20 protein-coding genes are annotated in these 19,131 nt (G+C 64.2%); 13 read left to right on the plus strand and 7 right to left on the minus strand.

All coding sequences use genetic code 11. The features are described from left to right. Positions 1–24 precede the first annotated feature (24 nt). The 8 genes from JN279_RS30310 (at position 25) to JN279_RS30345 (ending at position 8,284) form a co-directional block, all read left to right on the plus strand. Positions 25–816, plus strand: a complete 792-nt coding sequence (locus JN279_RS30310) for a FadR/GntR family transcriptional regulator (protein WP_202350997.1) — start codon at positions 25–27, stop codon at positions 814–816. Further along, positions 813–2,540, plus strand: coding sequence for an IlvD/Edd family dehydratase (locus tag JN279_RS30315; RefSeq protein ID WP_202350998.1), 1,728 nt, complete (start codon positions 813–815; stop codon positions 2,538–2,540). Before JN279_RS30310 ends, JN279_RS30315 begins: the two co-directional genes overlap by 4 nt. An 11-nt stretch (positions 2,541–2,551) precedes the next feature. Beyond that, positions 2,552–3,331 (plus strand): SDR family NAD(P)-dependent oxidoreductase, encoded by a 780-nt coding sequence (locus JN279_RS30320; RefSeq protein ID WP_202350999.1) that lies wholly within the window; start codon positions 2,552–2,554, stop codon positions 3,329–3,331. Between the two features lie 30 nt (positions 3,332–3,361). Next, on the plus strand, positions 3,362–4,360 hold the full coding sequence (gene araD1, locus JN279_RS30325) for an AraD1 family protein (RefSeq protein ID WP_202351000.1): 999 nt from the start codon (positions 3,362–3,364) through the stop codon (positions 4,358–4,360). Between the two features lie 52 nt (positions 4,361–4,412). After that, the gene (locus JN279_RS30330; protein ID WP_202351001.1) at positions 4,413–5,438 is read left to right on the plus strand and encodes an ABC transporter substrate-binding protein; all 1,026 of its coding nucleotides are present in this window, start codon (positions 4,413–4,415) and stop codon (positions 5,436–5,438) included. 76 nt (positions 5,439–5,514) lie between these two features. Continuing rightward, the gene (locus tag JN279_RS30335) at positions 5,515–6,618 is read left to right on the plus strand and encodes an ABC transporter ATP-binding protein (RefSeq protein WP_202351002.1); all 1,104 of its coding nucleotides are present in this window, start codon (positions 5,515–5,517) and stop codon (positions 6,616–6,618) included. After that, on the plus strand, positions 6,615–7,487 hold the full coding sequence (locus JN279_RS30340; RefSeq protein WP_202351003.1) for an ABC transporter permease: 873 nt from the start codon (positions 6,615–6,617) through the stop codon (positions 7,485–7,487). The genes JN279_RS30335 and JN279_RS30340 overlap by 4 nt, the downstream gene beginning before the upstream one ends. After that, positions 7,484–8,284: an ABC transporter permease gene (locus JN279_RS30345; RefSeq protein WP_202351004.1), complete on the plus strand. Its 801-nt coding sequence runs from the start codon at positions 7,484–7,486 to the stop codon at positions 8,282–8,284. Before JN279_RS30340 ends, JN279_RS30345 begins: the two co-directional genes overlap by 4 nt. A 15-nt stretch (positions 8,285–8,299) precedes the next feature. Here JN279_RS30345 and JN279_RS30350 read toward each other — a convergent pair whose 3' ends face one another. The 7 genes from JN279_RS30350 to JN279_RS30380 form a co-directional block, all read right to left on the minus strand. Next, positions 8,300–9,703, minus strand: a complete 1,404-nt coding sequence (locus JN279_RS30350) for an FAD-binding oxidoreductase (protein WP_202351005.1) — start codon at positions 9,701–9,703, stop codon at positions 8,300–8,302. A gap of 213 nt (positions 9,704–9,916) precedes the next feature. After that, positions 9,917–11,176, minus strand: a complete 1,260-nt coding sequence (locus JN279_RS30355; RefSeq protein ID WP_202351006.1) for an ABC transporter substrate-binding protein — start codon at positions 11,174–11,176, stop codon at positions 9,917–9,919. A 49-nt stretch (positions 11,177–11,225) separates the two neighbouring features. Then, positions 11,226–11,657 (minus strand): DUF4440 domain-containing protein, encoded by a 432-nt coding sequence (locus tag JN279_RS30360; protein ID WP_202351007.1) that lies wholly within the window; start codon positions 11,655–11,657, stop codon positions 11,226–11,228. Further along, positions 11,654–12,709, minus strand: coding sequence for an aldo/keto reductase (locus tag JN279_RS30365; protein ID WP_202351008.1), 1,056 nt, complete (start codon positions 12,707–12,709; stop codon positions 11,654–11,656). Before JN279_RS30365 ends, JN279_RS30360 begins: the two co-directional genes overlap by 4 nt. Next, positions 12,706–13,059: a TIGR04076 family protein gene (locus JN279_RS30370; protein ID WP_096455491.1), complete on the minus strand. Its 354-nt coding sequence runs from the start codon at positions 13,057–13,059 to the stop codon at positions 12,706–12,708. The genes JN279_RS30365 and JN279_RS30370 overlap by 4 nt, the downstream gene beginning before the upstream one ends. Continuing rightward, positions 13,052–13,549 (minus strand): DUF3830 family protein, encoded by a 498-nt coding sequence (locus JN279_RS30375; RefSeq protein ID WP_202351009.1) that lies wholly within the window; start codon positions 13,547–13,549, stop codon positions 13,052–13,054. Before JN279_RS30375 ends, JN279_RS30370 begins: the two co-directional genes overlap by 8 nt. Next, positions 13,546–14,274, minus strand: coding sequence for a GntR family transcriptional regulator (locus tag JN279_RS30380; RefSeq protein WP_096458890.1), 729 nt, complete (start codon positions 14,272–14,274; stop codon positions 13,546–13,548). The genes JN279_RS30375 and JN279_RS30380 overlap by 4 nt, the downstream gene beginning before the upstream one ends. 124 nt (positions 14,275–14,398) lie before the next feature. On the opposite strand from JN279_RS30380, the gene JN279_RS30385 reads away from it, so the two are divergent. From JN279_RS30385 to JN279_RS30405, 5 genes are read left to right on the plus strand one after another with little or no spacing between them, the layout of a single operon-like run. Then, positions 14,399–15,199: an ABC transporter ATP-binding protein gene (locus tag JN279_RS30385; RefSeq protein ID WP_096455487.1), complete on the plus strand. Its 801-nt coding sequence runs from the start codon at positions 14,399–14,401 to the stop codon at positions 15,197–15,199. After that, a complete protein-coding gene (locus tag JN279_RS30390; RefSeq protein WP_202351010.1) occupies positions 15,196–15,945 on the plus strand; it encodes a branched-chain amino acid ABC transporter ATP-binding protein in 750 nt (249 codons plus the stop codon). Before JN279_RS30385 ends, JN279_RS30390 begins: the two co-directional genes overlap by 4 nt. Further along, complete coding sequence (locus tag JN279_RS30395) at positions 15,942–16,850, plus strand: branched-chain amino acid ABC transporter permease (RefSeq protein ID WP_202351011.1); 909 nt, start codon at positions 15,942–15,944, stop codon at positions 16,848–16,850. Before JN279_RS30390 ends, JN279_RS30395 begins: the two co-directional genes overlap by 4 nt. Beyond that, positions 16,847–17,830 carry a branched-chain amino acid ABC transporter permease gene (locus JN279_RS30400; protein ID WP_202353824.1) on the plus strand — a complete coding sequence of 328 codons (984 nt, stop codon included), beginning with the start codon at positions 16,847–16,849 and terminating at the stop codon, positions 17,828–17,830. The genes JN279_RS30395 and JN279_RS30400 overlap by 4 nt, the downstream gene beginning before the upstream one ends. Continuing rightward, entirely contained in the window at positions 17,827–19,131 is a 1,305-nt protein-coding gene (locus JN279_RS30405) for an NAD(P)/FAD-dependent oxidoreductase (RefSeq protein ID WP_202351012.1), read from the plus strand. Before JN279_RS30400 ends, JN279_RS30405 begins: the two co-directional genes overlap by 4 nt.

Below are 19,131 nucleotides of genomic sequence, written 5' to 3' on the forward strand. Positions count from 1 at the left end.
TATAAGACATATCATATGAATAGTATGAAGAATAAGAAATCTTTCAGCACGGCCCGCACGTTACGGGTTGCCGTGGCCGTTTCCAGCGGCTCCACCGCGCTGCACGCAACCGTCGTCGAGCAGATCGGCCTGCGCATCGTGCAAGGCGATTTCCTGCCCGGCGAGGCGCTGCCCAATGCCGACGATTCCAGCGAGATGCTGGGGGTCAGCCGCACGGTGCTGCGCGAAGCGATCAAGGTGCTGGCCGGCAAGGGGCTGGTCGAATCGCGGCCGAAGACCGGCACGCGCGTGCGCCCACGCTCGGACTGGAACTTCCTCGATCCGGACGTGCTGTCCTGGCGTTACGCCAGCGGCGTCAGCGCTGACGATGTCCGGGCTCTGTTCGAACTGCGCCGCGCCATCGAGCCGATGTCCGCCGCGTTGGCCGCCCAGCGCGCCACGCCGGCGCAGATTGCCGAGATCCATGCGGCGCTGGCCGAAATGGAGGCGGTGAGCGATGATGGCGACCGCTTCGCCAAACCCGATCTGGTGTTCCACCAGACGATCCTGCGCATGACCGGCAATGAACTGATCGGTTCGCTGGCGGCACTGGTCGAAACCGCATTGGTGATGAGCTTTCGCCTCTCCAACGACAATCCGGAAGGCCAGCGCCATTCCTTGCCGCTGCATCGCGAGGTGGCGGAGAAGATTGCCGCCGGCGACGCCGCCGGCGCGCAAAAGGCACTCTTGGTGCTCATCGACAATGCCGAGGACGACGTGCGCCGCAGCGTCGAGAACCGCAACAGACGCCGCACCGATCGGGGCCAGCAATCGTGACCGAGACCAAACGCAAACTGCGGTCCGAAGCCTGGTTCGGCGGTGAAGGCAAGAACGCCTTCATGCATCGCAGCTGGATGAAGAACCAGGGCATCCCGGCCGACGCTTTCGACGGCCGCCCGGTGATCGGCATCTGCAACACCTGGTCGGAGCTGACGCCGTGCAATGCGCATCTCCGCGCCTTGGCCGACCACGTCAAACGCGGCGTCTACGAGGCCGGCGGCCTGCCGCTGGAATTCCCCGTCATGTCGCTGGGCGAAAGCAACATGCGCCCCACCGCCATGCTGTTTCGCAACCTGGTCAGCATGGATGTCGAGGAATCCATCCGTGGCAATCCCATCGACGGCGTCATCCTGCTCGTTGGTTGCGACAAGACCACGCCGGCGCTGCTGATGGGGGCCGCCTCGTGCAATTTGCCGACCATCACCGTCTCCGGCGGGCCGATGCTCAACGGCAAGTTCCGCGGGCAGGATATTGGCTCGGGCACCCATGTCTGGAAGTTCGCCGAGGAAGTGAAGGCCGGCCGCATGCCGGTCGCCGATTTCCTCGCCGCAGAACAGGGCCAGAGCCGGTCGGCCGGCAGTTGCATGACCATGGGCACGGCCTCGACCATGGCCAGCATGGTGGAAGCGCTCGGCATCGGCATGCCGGACAACGCCGCGATCCCGGCGGTGGATTCGCGCCGTGGCGTGCTCGCCCAGATGGCCGGACGCCAGATCGTCGATCTGGTCCGCCGGGACGTGAAAATTTCGGACATTCTCACAAAGCAAGCGTTCGAAAACGCCATTCGCGTCAATGGCGCGATCGGCGGTTCGACCAATGCGGTGCTGCACCTGATCGCCATCGCCAACCGGGTCGGTGTCGATCTCAGCCTCGAGGACTGGGACCGTCTTGGCCGCGACGTTCCAACCATTGTCGACCTGATGCCGTCGGGCCGGTTCCTGATGGAAGATTTCTACTATGCCGGGGGGCTGGCTGCGGTCATGGCGTCGCTTGATGAAGTGGGGCTTCTTCATCGCGACGTCATGACCGTCAGCGACAAGACGATCGGTGAACTGATCGACGGCGCGCCCAACTATAACCGCGAAGTCATCCGGCCGCTGAGCGAACCATTGACCGAGCAAGGCGGCATCTCGATCCTGCGCGGCAATCTGGCGCCCAATGGAGCCGTCATCAAGCCGTCGGCGGCAACGCCCGAACTGATGCAGCATCGCGGCAAGGCCGTCGTCTTCGAGAACATCGAGCATTACTACGCCCGCATCGACGATCCGGAACTGGATATCGACGCCTCTTCGGTGATGGTGCTGAAGAACTGCGGGCCGCGCGGCTATCCCGGCATGGCCGAGGTCGGCAACATGCCGCTGCCGGCCAAGCTGCTCAAGCAAGGCGTCTCCGACATGGTGCGCATTTCGGACGCACGCATGAGCGGCACGGCCTACGGCACGGTGGTGCTGCATGTCGCGCCGGAGGCCGCGGCCGGTGGCGCGCTGGCCCTGGTGCGCGACGGCGATCTCATCGAACTCGATGTCGCCGGCCGCCGGCTTGAGTTGCTGGTGTCGGATGAAGAACTGGCCATCCGCCGCCGCGACTGGAAGCCGCCGGCGCCACCCGAAGGCGGCTATCAGAGCCTCTATGTCGAGCGCGTGCTCCAGGCCGACAAGGGCTGCGATTTCGACTTCCTCGTCGGCCGGCGCGATGCCGGCATTCCCCGGCATTCCCATTAGAGAGGCGCGCAATGACGGATCCGATCGGCGGCTACGCGACCTACCCGAGCCTCAAGGGCCGCAGCGTCTTCATCACCGGCGGCGGCAGTGGCATCGGCGAAAGCCTGGTGCGGCATTTCTGCGCGCAAGGCAGCCGCGTCGCCTTCGTCGATCTGGCCGAGGAACCATCCCGGCTGCTCGTCGATGCAATCACTGCCGAAGGACATAACGCGCCGCTCTTCATTCCTTGCGACCTGCGCGATGTCGAGCAGCTACAGGCGGCTACCGCGCAAGCAGCGCAGCACAATGGCCCGATCCAGGTGCTGTGCAACAATGCCGGCAATGATGACCGCCACCAGACCAAGGACGTCACGGTCGCCTACTGGGACGACCGCATGGCGGTCAATCTGCGCCACCAGTTCTTCGCCGCGCAGGCGGTGCGTCCGCAGATGAACACGCTGGGCGGCGGCTCGATCATCAATTTCGGCTCCATCACCTGGATGGTCGGCGATCCCGATTGTCCAGCCTATGTCACCGCCAAAGCCGCTGTCTACGGCATGACGCGGGCGCTGGCCCGCGAGCTCGGCCCCGAGCGCATCCGCGTCAACTGCATGGTGCCGGGCTGGGTGATGACCGAGCGCCAGATGCGCCTGTGGCTTAATCCGGCCGGGGAGCGTCAGATCGCGGAGAGGCAGTGCCTGCCCGACCGGCTGCAGCCCTCCGACATTGCGCGCATGGCGCTGTTCCTCGCCGCCGACGACAGCCTGATGTGCACGAGCCAGCAGTTCATCGTCGATGCCGGCTGGGTGTGACCGCACGGCTCCAAGGAAAAAGGGTATTACATGCGTCTTGTTCAGTTCAGAATGCCCGATGGCAGCAGGCGGGTCGGCCGCGTCTCCGACGACGGCAATCACCTGCATCCGCTCGAAAAGACCGGCAGCGTGCTGGAGCTTGCCGAAGCGGCAATCGCCGCGGGTGCATCCATTGCATCGCTGGTCGAGAAGCGGACGGGCACAGCGACGGTCGACTATGACGAGCTGCTGCGCGATGGCCGTGTGCTCGCTCCTGTCGATCATCCGGAGCCGGCGCGCTTCCTGGTCACCGGAACCGGCCTGACCCACACCGGAAGTGCGGCCGCACGCAACCAGATGCATGTTCTGACCCATGGCGAAGGTGCCGACGAATCGGATTCCCTGAAAATCTTCCGCATGGGGCTGGAGGGCGGCAAGCCTGGCGCCGGCAAGATCGGCATCCAGCCGGAGTGGTTCTTCAAGGGCGTCGGCACCTGCGTCGTGCCGCCCGGTGCTGAGCTGCCGATGCCGGCATTCGCGAAAGCCGGGGCAGAGGAAGCCGAGATCGTCGGGCTTTATCTCAATGGGCCGGACGGCCATCCCTATCGCATCGGCTATGCGCTCGGAAACGAATATTCCGACCACGTGACGGAGGGCGAGAACTACCTCTATCTCGCCCATTCCAAGCTTCGCTCCTGCTCGATCGGTCCGGAACTGCTGATCGGCGATTTGCCGAACGAAGTGCGCGGTCATTCCCGCATCCTGCGCGACGGGGCCGTCATCTGGGAACAGGAGTTCCTGTCGGGCGAAGAACACATGTCGCACTCGATCGCCAATCTCGAGCACTTCCATTTCCGCTACCCGATGCACCGCAGGGCGGGCGATCTGCACGCCTATTTCTTCGGCGCGGCGGTGATGAGCTACGCCTCCGGCGTCAAGACGGCCTCCGGCGACGAGTACGAAATCCAGGCACAGGCATTCGGCAAGCCACTGCGCAACCGGATGGTGTCGGTGCCGGACGAGGGACTGGTCACCGTCACCCCGCTGTGACGGCAAAGGTCCGGAATTCACGGTCCACCAGAACGACAACGGGAGATTAAAAATGGGACTGAAGAGAGCGTTTCTAAGACTGGCGACAATCGGCCTCGGCATCGGCCTGATGACCTCGGCGGCGCTGGCCGCGAACCTGCGCGTGCTGGCCTGGGACGGCTATGCCGACCCGGACTGGGTCAAGGACTTCACCGCCGCCACCGGTATCGGCGTCGATGTCGTCTTCATCGGCAGCGATGATGAGATCTGGGCCAAGATCAAGGGCAGCGAAGGCCAGGACTTCGACGTCTTCGCCGTCAACACCGCCCAGCTGCAGCGCTACATCAAGGCCGATCTGGTGTCGCCCATCGACATCACCAAGCTGCCCAACCAGAAGGAGGTGCTGCCGCGCTTCCGCGATCTGTCGCAGGTCAGCGGCGACACCAAGGACGGCAAGGTCTACGGCATTCCGTTCTGCTTCGATTCCATCGGGCTGATCTACGACACCGACAAGGTGAAGCCGGCGCCGACCTCGATGTCGGTGCTCTGGGATCCGGCCTACAAGGGCAAGATCCTGGCCTACGACAATGGCGAGCACAATTTCTCGTTCACCGCGCTGACGCTAGGCTACAAGGATCCGTTCAACCTCGACGCCGGGCAGATGGCAGCGGTCAAGGCCAAGCTGATCGAACTCAAGCGCAATGTGCTGAGCTTCTACACCACCGCCGACGAGGCGCAGCAGATCTACCAGAACAATGACGTCGCCCTGATCTGGGCCAATTACGGCCAGCAGCAGGTCAAGGCGCTGCAGAAGATCGGTGCCCATGTCGCCTACGTCAATCCGAGCGAAGGCGCGCTGGCCTGGCTCGACAATTGGGTCATTTCCAAGGGCGTCCGCGACAATGCGGCGGCCGAGAAATGGATCGACTTCATGCTGACGAAGAAGGTCAGCGGCGCGCTTTCCGAGCGCACCGGCTTCGGCAACACCGTGGTCGAGTCGAGCAGCGCCGGCGGCAATGACAAGCTGGTCTGGCTCAACAATGTCGAGGACCCGCTCAAGCGCTCTGATCTGTGGAACGAGATCAAGGCGACGCCCTGATCCTTGCCGCACCCGACTTCGAAGGACCCGGCGGTCCGGACATTCCGGACTGCCGCAGCGTATGCGAGAATAGCTTATGAACCAGAATGCCGACCTGCTGACGCTGCGGTCCGTCTCGAAATCCTACGGCACGGTTCCCGTGCTGCACGACATCGACCTGTCTATCCGGGATGGCGAGTTCCTGACCGTTCTTGGGCCGTCGGGTTCAGGCAAAACCACCGTCTTGCGGCTGATCGGCGGGCTGGAGCCGCTGACCGCGGGCGAGATCCGCCTCGACGGCCAGGACATCAGCCGCATGCCGATCAACAAGCGGCCGTTCAACACCGTGTTCCAGGATTATGCGCTGTTCCCGCATATGACCGTTTCCGGCAATGTCGGCTATGGACTTTCGGTGCGCCATATCCAGCGCAAGGAGATTGCACGCCGTGTCGCGGAAGCCCTCGAACTGGTGCAGCTCGGGCGTTTCGCCGACCGTTTTCCGGCGCAGCTTTCCGGCGGCCAGCGCCAGCGCGTCGCGCTCGCCCGGGCGCTGATCTGCCAGCCACGCCTGATCCTGCTCGACGAGCCGCTCGCGGCACTCGACCTGGAGCTGCGTCGGCAGATGCAGGAATTCCTGAAATCCATCCAGCGCGAGATCAAGACCACTTTTCTGTTCGTCACCCACGACCAGGAAGAAGCCATCGGCATGGCCGACCGGATTTGCGTCATGCAGGCCGGCCATATCCGCCAACTCGGCACGCCGCACGAGCTTTACTACACGCCGAATTGCGAGTTCGTGGCGCGCTTCTTCGGCGAGAACAATCTGGTCGCCGGAAAGCTCGGTCCTGTCCAGGGTGATCAACGGACGATCGAGACGGCACTTGGGCGGCTTGTCTGTTCGATCAGCAACCAGCCGCATCTGAAGGCCGCAGCGGATGGCGCCGGCGCCTTCGCGGCGTTCCGTCCCGAGGCCTTGCATCTTGCGGATGCTACGGACAGCGGCAACCGCTTTTCCGGCAGCATCGCCGACCTCGCCTTTGCCGGTTCGTCGACCGTCGCCACCATCACGGCGGGGGCGGACACTGCCGCGCAACGCCTGCGGCTGCGCATGCCGAGCCGGATCGACGGCAGCGCGCTCAAGTCCGGCGAAACGGTATCGCTTTGCTTTGCGCCGCATGAAGGCCATCTGGTGCTGGCATGAGTACGGCCGGCTCGACACATCCCGTGGAAAGGCGCTTGTCGCTGCTGGTGACGGCGCTGGCCTTCGCCTTGCCGGTGATCTTCGTCCTGGTGCCGCTGGCGATCTTCCTGGTCTACAGTTTCTTCAGCGTCGATCAGGGCACGATCATCTACGCGCCGACGCTCGGCAACTATGTCAGGTTCTTCACCGACCCGATCTTTCTCCCGGTGTTCTGGAACACCATCGTGCTGTGCGTGTCGGTGGCCGTGATCTGCATCCTGCTCGCCTATCCCGCCGCCTATTTCCTGACGACGCTGAAAGGGCGCTGGCGCTACGCCTTGCTGATGCTGCTGCTGGTGCCGCTGTTGATGAGCTACGTCATCAAGATCTACGCGATCCGCAGCATCCTTGGCCTCAACGGCTTTCTCAACAAGGCGCTGGTGGCAATCGGTATCCTGCACGAGCCGTCGACGCTTTTCGTGTTCAACATGAACGCCATCCTGTTGACGCTGAGCCTGCTTTTGATCCCCTTCGCCATCCTGCCGATCTTCCTGTCGCTGGAGCGGATACCGCAGACCTTGCTGCGTGCCTCCGACGATCTTGGCGCGAGCGGCCTGCAGACGTTCCTGCGCATCACCTTGCCGCTCAGCCTGCCCGGCGTCGCCTCGGCGGCGAGCTTCGTCTTCGTGCTGGCGATCGGCGACTTCCTGACGCCGCAGATGGTCGGCGGGATCAGCGGCTTCACCTTCGGCCGCATCCTCTACAGCCAGTTCGGCACGGCCTACAACTGGCCGTTCGGCGCCGCACTCTCGGTGGCGCTGGCGATCGTGGTGATCTGTGCCATCCTCATCGGCGAACGGTTCGGGCGCAGCCGGGGGACGTCGGTATGAACGCCCTGCCCCGCCCCTCGACCATCTTCCTGGCCGCGATCACGACGCTGGTTGCCGTGCTGCTTTACAGCCCGCTGTTCGTGCCGATCGTGTCGTCGTTCTTCGCCATTTCGCATGGCAATGTCGACTGGTCGTCGCCCACCCTTTCGACCTATGTCGCGCTCGCCGAGAACCATGACATCCTGGCCGCCTTGCGCACCACGCTGATCGTCGGCCTGTGCACCGTCGTGCTCTCGGTGGTCAGCGGAACGCTGCTGGCGCTTTACTATCACGGCCGCCGCTCCGGACGCTCGTTCCTGCAGTTCATCATCTTCCTGCCGTTCCTGATGCCGCCGATCATCAGCGGCCTGGCGCTGCTGATCTTCTTCCGTGAGATCGGCCTCGAGCGCTCGCTGCTGACGGTCGTCATCGGCCATACGGTCTTCGTGCTGGCGATCGTCTACCGCACCGTGCTGATGCGGCTGCAGTCGATGAGCCGCACGCTGGTCGAAGCCTCCTACGATCTCGGCGCCACGGGCTGGCAGACCTTCTGGCGCATTATCCTGCCGAACCTGTCGAGCGCCATGGTCGGCGGCGCCATCCTGGCCTTCGCGCTGTCGTTCGACGAAACCATGATCACCATCCTGGTCACCGGCACGCAAAGCACGCTGCCGGTCCGATTGTGGGCGATGATGCGGCTTGGCTTCTCGCCCGACATCAATGCGCTGGTGGCGCTGATCCTGATGTTCACCGTGCTGCTCTGCGTGCTCGCCGCCCGGTTCCTGATCCCCAGGCAGATGGCGACGGAACGGAGCTGAGCTATCGACCACCCGTCATCGTGCGAGGGCCGTTGGATCGAGATCGAACACCCGCCCCGGATTGAGGATGTTCTTCGGGTCGAGCGCGGTCTTCAGCCGCCGCATCGTGGCGATCTCGGCGTCGCTGCGCACCAGATGCAGCCACTGTTTCTTGTCGAGGCCAACGCCATGTTCGGCCGAAACGCCACCGCCCGCCGCCGCCACGCCGCGATAGATGATGCCATAGGCAGCCGCCGGATCCGCCGTCAGGACCTGATAGTGCAGATTGCCGTCGCCGAGATGGCCGAAGACATAGATGTCGGCGCCGGGATCCACGGCATGAATGGCGGCGTCGGCTTCCTGCAGGAACGCGCCCATGCGCGCCAGCGGGATACTGATGTCGACGCCGATCAGGCCTTTGATCGAAAACAAGACGCGATTGGCGTCTTCCCGCACATCCCACAGCGCACGGAATTCACGCGGCGATTGCGAGACGACGACATCGTCGACCACGCCGTCCTCGACAGCCTGCATCAGGACCTCGGCGAAGCGCTCGCCGTCGCGCTCCGGCTCGCTGCCCTGGATCTCTGCCAGCACATAGACGGGTGAGCCTGCCGGCAACGGTGCCGGCATGGCCATGCTGGCAGCCATGACGTCATAGAGCGGTGCGAAGTTGACCTCATAGGCTGACAATAACGGGCCGAGCTTTTGCCGCAGCAGTCCGAGCAGGGCGATCGCCGCGTCGAGCGAAGCCAGCGCGCAAAAGGCGTTCACCTCCGATGCCGGTTTCGGATGCAGCCGGAGCGCGGCGCGGGTGACGACGCCGAGCGTCCCTTCCGCACCGATGAAGAGCTGGCCGAGGTCGTAGCCGGAATTGTCCTTGGGCAGGCCCTTCAGCGAGGACAGCACGCTGCCATCGGCCAGCACCGCCTCCAACCCTAGCACCTGCGCCCGGTACATGCCGTAGCGCAGCACGCGGACGCCGCCGGCATTGGTGGCGATGTTGCCGCCGACCGTGGCCGAACCGCGCGCGCCGATATCGACGCCGAACATCAGCCCCGCGCCATCGGCCGCTTCCTGCACCGCCTGCAGAGTCGCACCGGCTTCGACGACGAGGGTAGCGGCTTGAGTGTCCGGCGCGGCAAGGCCGGTCATGCGCTCCAGCGACAGCACGATCTCACCCGGCTGGACGCGTGTGCCGCCGGCCAGCCCGGTGCGGCCGCCCTGGACGACGACCGGCTGGCCGACAGCGTTGCATCCGGCGAGGGCCGCCGCGACACCGACGGTATCGCGCGGACGCAGCACCACTTCGGGCAGTGCACCGAGCTTGCCATCAGGATCGTCGCGATAGCGCTGGTCGACATCGGAGCCGGCAAGCACACCGCCGGCGCCCAGCCTATCGCCAAGAGCGGACAGAAGCCGTTGCGTTTCAGGCGACATCGGGCTCAGGCGCCGGTGCGGCGAAGGACGTCATCCGCATCCATCGACGGGACGACCGATGAGTATTCCTGTCCGACACGCTCGCCATCCCTCCATTCCAGCCGGCCGATCCTATTCGGGATCGCGTGCCGCGCAAGTGATATCGACCTGCCCCGAACGATGCCGGCATCGATCACGATAAGGCGCGATTGATGCCGGAAGCATAGTGTCAGCTTACTGAAGCTTGGCCTGCAGCGCGTTGACATCGTCGGTGGTCATTTCGCCGTCGGTGGTCACCTTGCCGTCGACGATCTTCCACAGCCGGAACGGGCCGGTGATGTCGCCATATTTGTCGAAAGCGACCGGACCGATGACGCCTTCATAGCGGATCGGCTTGCCGTCCTTGATCAGGCCGAGCGCCTTGGCGAACTCCTCCTTGCCGGCAAAGATCGGCGTGCCGGCCGGGTCGACCGCCTTGTACATCGCATCCTTGATCTTGGCCGGATCCTCGGAGCCGGCAATGGCGATGGCGAGGCCGACGATGGCACCGGCGTCATAGGAACGGTCGGCGGCCGGGTTCGACGGTTCGATACCGGAAAATTCCTTGTAGTTCTTCATGAAGTAATCGGTGGAGGCCGTCGGGCTGGTGCCGGACGATGTGCCGTAGGCATCCTTGAGATAATCGGCGCCAACGGACTCGATGAAATCCGGGCTGTTCATGCCGTCATTGAGCAGGAATTTCTGCACGCCGCCTTGCGAAATCCAGGTGCGGGCAACGGTTGCGCCGTCTACCGGCGTGCTGACCAGATAGAGCCCGTCCGGCTCGCCGGCCATCGCCGCCGTGACTTCAGAGGCATAGCTCGACTGCTTCTCGTTGTAGGGCGTGTCGGAGACGATGGTGCCGCCGAGCGCTTTGTAGGCGCGCGAGAACTCGGCCACCATGTTGACGCCGAAATCGTTGTTGACGTGGATGATCGACAGCTTCTTGAAGCCCTTGTCGATGGCGTATTTGGCGGCGGCGACGCCCTGCAGCGCATCCGAGGTGATGGTGCGGAAGAAGATGCCGTTGGTCTTGCCGTCGCGGCCGAGCGCGGTCAGCGTCGGCGACGAAGAAGCCGGCGAGACCTGGACGATCTTGGCCGGCGCTGTGACCGAGGTCAGGATCGGGATCGACACCGACGAGATGATGCCGCCGATGATGACCGGCACCTTCTTGACCTGCACCAGCTGGGTGGCGGCATCGACGGCGATGTTGCCCTGGCTCTGGCTGTCGCGCGTGTCGGTCGCCAGATCGCAGCCGCGCACGCCGCCGGCGGCGTTGATGTCGCGGAAGGCCATCTCGACGGACTTGGCGCCGGCTTGGCCGTATTCGCCGGCTGGGCCGGTCAGTTCCATGACGAGGCCGACGGTGATCTTGCAGTCGGCGGCCTGCGCGGCGCCTGCCAGCGTCACGAGAGCAAGCGCGGTGGTGAGTTGGAGTATCGTCTTTGTCATTGTTGTTCCCCTTTCGTTACTCGACTCTAATTTGATCTCTGGAGCCTGTTCAGCGTTCCGGCACCTGCAGCCAGGTTTCATGCAGATGTCGCCATTCGACGCCGTTGGGCGCCGATGAACTGGTGGTGAAGACGGCGCTCGACTGCCGGCGCGTGTGCTTGCCCGCGCGGAGTTGCGTCTCGACGTAGAAGACAACGATCGTATCGGCGCTTTGCCAACCGGGCCTGATATCCTCGATCGAAATGGCAAACCCTTCGTCGCATGTGGCGCGGCTTGAGCGGACATGATCAATCACAGCGTCACGGTCCAGGATCTGGCCGCTCGGTGCGATCATGGTCAAGCTTTCGCCCATGGCACGCTCGAAGCGCGAGAAATCCACCGTGTCGGCACGCGCGGCGACAAACCAGTCGACGAAGAAGCGATGCAGGCCGACGACCTCGGCGCTGGCCTGCGAAAACAGCATGGGGTTGCTGACGCTCATGTGCGGCCTGCGTTCAGATTGTAGTGCATGATCGAGCCGTGACGGCCATGCCGGTCGCGCTCCAGCGTGTAGACGTCGCCCAGGGGACCCTGGCTTTGCGCGATCGCGGCCGTGATCTTCGCCCGATCATCGGCGTCGAGCGCGACGTCCATGATGCCAGCATTGGCCAGTGCATGGGCCTGATTGCGGGCGCCGACGATGACGGCCGCCACGCGCGGCTGTTCAAGCACCCAGGCGCTGGCGATCGTGGCGATGTCGACGCCGTGGCGATCGCCAACGGCCTTAAGTGCTTGGAGCAGTTGCTGGAAAAGGTCCCAGCCACCGAAATCATCGATGATCAGCTTGTATTTGACCAGCGAGCGGTTTTCGAGCGGCATCGCCGGTTCGGCCACGCCAAGCCATTTGTCGCTGAGGAAGCCGCCGGCGACGGAACCATAGCAGAGGAAGCTGACGCCGTTTTTCTCTGCAAGTGCGGCGAGGCTATTGCCCGGCCGCTGATCGAGCACGGAATATTGCAGTTGCTGGCTGACCAGCGGGATGCCGGCGGCGAGGATCTCGGCGAGCCGCGGCGTGTCGAAATTGGTGGTACCGAGATTGCGCACCTTGCCTTCCAACCGAAGTTCGTTGAGCCACCCCATCGCCTCGACATAACGAGGCTGATCATAGTCCCACCAATGAAACTGCACGAGATCGAGACGCTCGGTCTTCAGCCTGCGCAGCGACTGATCGACGATGCCCCTGATGTAGTCGCGGCTGATCGTGGCCAGCCGTTCAAGGTCGGGCACCAGCTTGGTATGCACCTTCATCCTGGCGGCGACATCGAGGCCACGCTCGCTGGCCAGCCGCAGGCGCGCGGCGCCGATCAGTTCTTCGACGCCGGTGTAGATGTCGGCACAATCATAGGTCCAGATGCCCGCATCGAAAGTGGCGATCAGGTCGGTGACCGCTTGGCTGCGATCGATGGCGCCATGGCCGCCGGCGAGCTGCCAGCCGCCGCGAATGACGCGCGAGATGGTGTAACCGGGGCCGAGCTCGAAGGTCTTGGCGGTCATGTCCGGTCATTCTCCTTCGGCAGCGGCACGGCCGTGGTTTCGGCATGGCTGAATCGCCGCTTGGCCAGTCTGACGATCCGCAGCCGGCTGGCGCAATTGGGATCGGGACAAGCGATCTCGGCGTCCGAGGTCATCCAGTCATTGCGGTCGGTCGGCCGCTGCTTTGCCGCGAGAAACGGCAATACGGAGGCAAGCGAATAGATCGAAAAACTCTGCCCTGCCGGCATCGACAGCATCTCGCCCTTGAGCTCGAAATAGTCGCCCGGCTTGGCGCCGCAATAGATCGGCTTGCCCTCGGGGATGACCGCCTCGACGCGAAGATCGAAAAGCTCGAAACTGTCGTCAGCCATTCGAGGCCTCCACCAGGCTGAAGGTTATGTCGCAGGCGCCGTTGCGGCGGATGACGCCACAGGCGGCGGCGAACTGCTCACGCTCCTCCGGCAGGACCTGCGCCACCACGCTGCCGGCCAGCCAGCCGATCGGGAACAGAAGCCGCGCGCCCTGCCCGTAATAGAGACCGATGTCGAAAATGGCATTGGAGTTGCCGCCCCACATGCGCGGCGGCACGTAGGACAGCACGATGTCGCCGGGCTGCGGCGTCAGCGTCGCGTTCTCCGCCGGCAACGGCTTGGCGAAGGACTGGCCTTCTAGATCCATCGATGGAACCGGGCAGGAAATCTCTGGCCCGGTCCACATGGCATGGATGCCTGGGACCACGCGCGGGGCAGTGAGATACGCCTTGAGAAAGGCAGCGTTTTCCGGAGCCTTTTCAGGCAGCAGCAGCGCCGTCACGGAAAGCTTAGAGCGCGGCTCGGTGATCCTGATGGCGGGCGTTGTCATGTCAGGTCTTTCGTGGATTGAAGCTTGTCGCGCAGGAAAGCAAAGGGCCGGCTTATATCGGCCACCAATGCCTCGCGCGCCGCCTGCGCATCCTGCTTGGCGAGAGCTGCGACGATGCTGCGGTGGTAGTGCGCGGTGTCGACCTCGCCGGCGTCGGAAAAGGCATAAATGGCAACGCGGATGCAAGGTCCCGATTGCAGCCACAGGCTCTCGATCATCGGGATCAGCACGGCCGAGCCGCAGCAGCGGTAGATCTCGAAATGGAAGCTCTGGTTGAGCGTCGCTTCGCGGTCGATATCCTTCTTGTGCTTCAGGGCCCGCATCTCGTCCCACTCGCCGAGCATGGCTTCGATCGAAGCGATCTGACGCGGGCTCATGCGCGTGGCGGCCAGCGCAATCGCTTCGCCTTCGATGAGGGAGCGGGCGCGCAGAAGGTCGTCGATACGCTCCAGCGTGATCGGCGGCACGCGCACCGAGCGGTTGGGAAGTGCCTCCAGCGCCTTTTCCGTGATCAGCCGCCCGAGTGCTTCGCGCACCGGCATTGTCGAAGTGACCAGCGCATCAGCCAGGCCACGGATGGTCAGCACCTGGTTCGGCTCGAACAGGCCGCCGATCAGAGCCCGGCGTAACTCGGAATAGACGCGATCCTGCACGGTCTCGCGGCCGACCGGCGTCAGCTGGGCTGCGATCGTTTCGTTGTTCTTTTCGATGGCAGCCTTCTGCATTCCCGGCTTTTGCCCCGTTTTCGGCTTGCGGATGAAATTAAAGCCGAATAGCGTGATCAAAGCAAGTGTGATCACAAATCAAAAATCAGGAGGCGACAACGATCGTCTTCGGCCAGAGGGTTTGATGAGCGAGGCAACCGAACGGCAGGGGAAGGAGACCCGTGCGCCGGTCCTGACGGCAAGGAATGTCGTCAGGCGGTTCGGCGGCCTTGTCGCCGTCAACGATGTCTCGTTCGATGTCAGGGCCGGCGAAATCCTCGGCCTGATCGGACCCAATGGCGCCGGCAAGACAACGATGTTCGACCTGCTCGCCGGCAGCATATTGCCGACCAGCGGCGACATCCTTCTCAACGGCGTGCGCGTCTCGGGCGAAGCCGCGCATCTGCGCATCGGCCGTGGCCTCGGCCGCACCTTCCAAATCCCTCGCCCGCTGCCCAATCTGACGCTGATCGAAAATATCATGCTGGCGGCACAGGGCCAGGCCGGCGAAAGGCTTCTGGCCAACTTCGTTACACCATGGCGGGTGGCGGCACAGGAAAAAGCGGCCAGGGCAAAGGCGCTCGACCTTTTGGAGCTTGTCACCCTCACCCACCTCGCGCATGAGCCGGCGCGCGTGCTTTCCGGCGGCCAGCGCAAATTGCTCGAACTCGCCCGCGTCATGATGGCCGACCCAGCGATCATCCTGCTCGACGAACCGGCAGCCGGCGTCAACGCGACACTGCTCGAAGTCATCATCGACCGCATCCGCGACATCAATGCGCGCGGCATCACCTTCCTCTTGATCGAGCACAACATCGACATGGTGACGCGGCTCTGCCATCGCGTCCTGGTCATGGCGAGCGGGCAACTGCTCAGCGAAGGCACGGCGGAAGAGGTCGCGCGCGACCCGCGCGTCATCGAGGCCTATCTCGGAGGCACGGCATGAGCGAGACCGTCCTCGACGTGCGCGACCTCGAAGCCGGTTACGAGCCTGGTGTGCCGATCGTGCGCGGCGCCTCGATCACCGTCAGCAAGGGCGAGATCGTCGTCGTCCTCGGCCCCAACGGCGCCGGCAAATCGAGCTTCATCAAGGCGATTGCCGGCCTCGTCCCGATCACCGGCGGCACGGTGTTCCTGGATGGCAAGGACATCACCGCGGCACCCGCCCACACCATGGTGCGGCTTGGCCTCGCCTTCGTGCCGCAGACGGAAAACATCTTTCCGCTGATGTCGGTTGAGGACAATCTCAAGGTTGCCTGCGGTATCCTCGAGCGGCGCGAGATCCCTGCCCGCATCGAGGAAATGTATGCCGCCTTCCCCGACCTCGTTCGCCAGCGCCGCACCGCCGCCGGCAATTTGTCGGGCGGACAGCGGCAGATGCTCGCTGTCGCCCGCGCCTTGATTGTTCATCCCAAGGTGCTGGTGCTCGACGAACCGTCGGCCGGCTTGTCGCCGAAGTTCGTCTCGATGGTGTTCGAGATGCTGGCCGGCATCCGCAAATCCGGCGTCACCATCCTCTTGGTCGAACAGAATGCCAAGGCAGCCCTTGCCATCGGTGACCGCGCCTATGTGCTGGTCGAAGGCAGGGACCGGCACGAGGGCATTGCCTCCGAACTGTGGAACGATCCGGTCGTCGCCGAGCTCTATCTCGGCCAACGCCCTTCCCACGCCAGCAAGGGAGGCGCGGCATGAGCCTGCAATTTGTCGTCGACGGCTTGCTGACCGGTTCGATGATCGGCCTCGGCGCCATCGGCGTGACGCTGACCTATTCGATCCTGCGCTTCTCCAATTTTGCCCATGGCGACTTCATGGCCTGGGGCACATATGCGACCTTGGCCGTCGTCAGCGCCATTGGGGCGACCTTCGGCAAGGTAGCGCCGATCGCGCCGCTGTCCTTCGGCTGGCCGCTCCTGGTCGCGCTGGTCGTCGGCATGGCCTTCACCGCTTTGCTGGCGCTGCTGCTCGACAGAGTGCTGTTTTCGCGGCTGCGCTCGCAGGGGCAAGCCATCATCGTGGTGATGGCGAGCTTCGGCGCCTCGATGGCGCTGCGCAGTCTGCTCGAATTCACCTTCACCTCGCGGCCGACCTATTTCAGCCGGGCGATCCAGATTGCCATGCCGGTCGGCTTCGGCATCCGCATCACGCCCGACCAGATCGCACTGTTGCTGCTGACCGCCGTGCTGGTGCTCGGCGTGCATTTGTTGATGACGCGCACACAGACCGGCCGATCGATGCAGGCGCTGAGCCAGAATGCAGCACTTGCCCGCATTGTCGGCATCGACGTCGCCAGCGTGGTGCGCGTAACCTGGATCATCGGCGGTGCGCTTGCCTGCGTCGCCGGCGTGATGATCGGCATTCTGGTGCAGATCCGCCCGTTCATGGGCTTCGACATGCTGTTGCCGATGTTCGCCGCCGCCATCCTGGGCGGCATCGGCAGCATTCCGGGCGCGGTGCTCGGCGGCTTGATCATCGGGCTGGCCGAAGCCGGCGCTGTACAGCTGATCGGCGCCGAATGGCGCGCCGCCGTCTCTTTCATCATCCTGATGGCGGTGTTGTTCGTGCGGCCGATCGGCCTGTTTGGTGTGAGGGAACGCTGATGGACCTGCTCGGCTACGGCGCCTTCTTCCTGACCACCGCGCTGATCTTTTCGCTGGTCACGCTGGGGCTCAATCTGCAGTGGGGCCTGACCGGCCTGTTCAATGTCGGCCTCGCCGGCTTCGTCGCCATCGGCGCCTATACTTCCGCGCTGCTGACCACGCCCGACGATGCCGCGCGGCTCGGTGGCTTCGGCCTGCCGATCCTTGTCGGCTGGCTCGGCGCCATGGTCGTCGGCGGCATTGCCGCAGCTCTGACTGGCATGGCGACGCTGCGGCTCAGGTCCGACTATCTGGCAATCACCACCTTCGGCGTTGCCGTGGTCGTGCAACTCGTCGCACTCAACGCACAGAAGCTGACCGGCGGGCCGTTCGGCATCGGCTTCATCCCGCGTCCCTTCGGCGGCCTTGCCGAGACACCGCTGCTGTTCAACCTGTCCAACCTTGCCGTCGTCTCGGCGGTCACGCTGATTGCCTATCTCGCTTTGGAGCATCTGTCGCGCAGCCCGTGGGGACGCGTGCTGAAGGCCTTGCGCGAGGATGAGCGGGCGGCGATTTCGCTTGGCAAGAGCGCGCGCTTCTACCGCATCCAGGCCTTTGCCGTCGGCGGCGCCATCATGGCGCTGGCCGGCGCATTGCAGGCGCATTTCACCGGCTTCATCGCACCGGATAATTATTTGCCGATCCTGACCTTCCAGGTGTGGGTGATGCTGATCGTCGGCGGCTCGGGCAGCAATCTCGGCGCCGTCATTGGCAGCATCCTGGTCTGGGGAATATGGGCGGGGTCAGGCACGCTGACCAGCGTGCTGTTTGCGCCGGAGCAGCAGGCGCGCGCGGCCTCGCTGCAGATCGTCGCCATCGGCGTTATGCTCTGCGTCATCCTCTTGATCAGGCCCAATGGTTTGTTCGGCGACAGACTGCGACGGCCACGACTGGGCAAGCGGGCGAAGGTGGCTACAGCCAAGAGTAGTTACGGCTCATGAACACTGCGATCCGGCAGGAAGCGCATGGCGCTTCACTTTGGCATGCCGTCAGCCGCAACCGCCGCGACCGGCCCGCGCTGCACGACGAGATCAATGTCGACCTCGCAATCGTCGGCGGCGGCTTTGCCGGCCTTTCAACGGCGCTGCATGCCGCCGAAAATGGCATCTCGGTCGCTGTGCTCGAAGCCGAAATCATCGCCTGGGGCGCGACCGGGAGGAATGCCGGTTTCGTCGTGCCGAACTTCGCCAAGATGGACCCGGACAACATCCTTGCGCATCTCGGCCCAGAGCGCGGCGAGAGGCTGATCGATTTTGCCGCCGGCAGCGCCGACCTTGTCTTCGGTCTTATCAAACGGCACGGCATCGACTGCGACGCCGTGCAGAACGGATGGATCCAACCGGCGCATTCGCCCGCCGCCTTCGAGAAGGTCAAATCGCGGGCCGGGCAATGGGCACGGCGCGGCCGGCCAGCTGTCACGCTGGATAGGCAGGAAATCGAAGCGCTGACGGGCGTTCGCGGCTATGCCGGCGGCTGGATGGACCGTTCAGGTGGGGTGCTCAATCCGGTCGCCTATGCGAACGGACTGGCCGATGCGGCGGAAAAGGCTGACGCTAAGATCTTCGAGCGCACGCCGGTCACCTCGGTCGATCGCGCGGCCGATGGCTGGTCGCTGAAAACGCCATCGGGCTCGGTGCGTGCCGGCAAGGTGCTGATCGCCACCAACGCCTATGGCGGGTCGCTCAATCCGTTGCTGCAACGAACCTATATTCCGCTGAAGGTTTTTCAGATCGCGACCGAGCCGCTGTCGAGCGAAATCCGCACGCGGCTGCTTCCCGGCGGGCAAGGCGCCGGCGACACCAGGCGCAATCTCTTCACCTTCCGCTTCGACGCCGACAACCGGCTGATCAGCGGCGGCATGCATATTCTGAGCGCTGGCGCCGACACGCGCGTACCGCAGACGATCTGGCGGCGGCTGGCCAGGCACCTCGATTTGCCGAACCTGCCGCCGCTGGCCTATGGCTGGTCGGGAATGGCTGCGGTCGAACCGGATTTCCTGCCACATCTCCTGGACCTCGGACTGGGGTTGATCGCCGGTCGCGCCTGCAACGGGCGCGGCATTGCCATGACGACGGCGATGGGCAAGGTGTTGGCCGACTGGGCTGCGGGAATCGAGGCTCGTGATTTGCCGCTGCCGTTCGCACCGCCGGCGCCGATCCCCTTCCATGCGGTGCTGCGGCACGCGCCCAACATGCTGCTCGGCTGGAGCATGCTGCGCGACCGGCTGGACGAGACCGGATAA

Source organism: Mesorhizobium sp. 113-1-2 (genome assembly GCF_016756475.1).
In the GTDB taxonomy this organism is placed as follows: Bacteria; Pseudomonadota; Alphaproteobacteria; order Rhizobiales; family Rhizobiaceae; genus Mesorhizobium; species Mesorhizobium loti_C.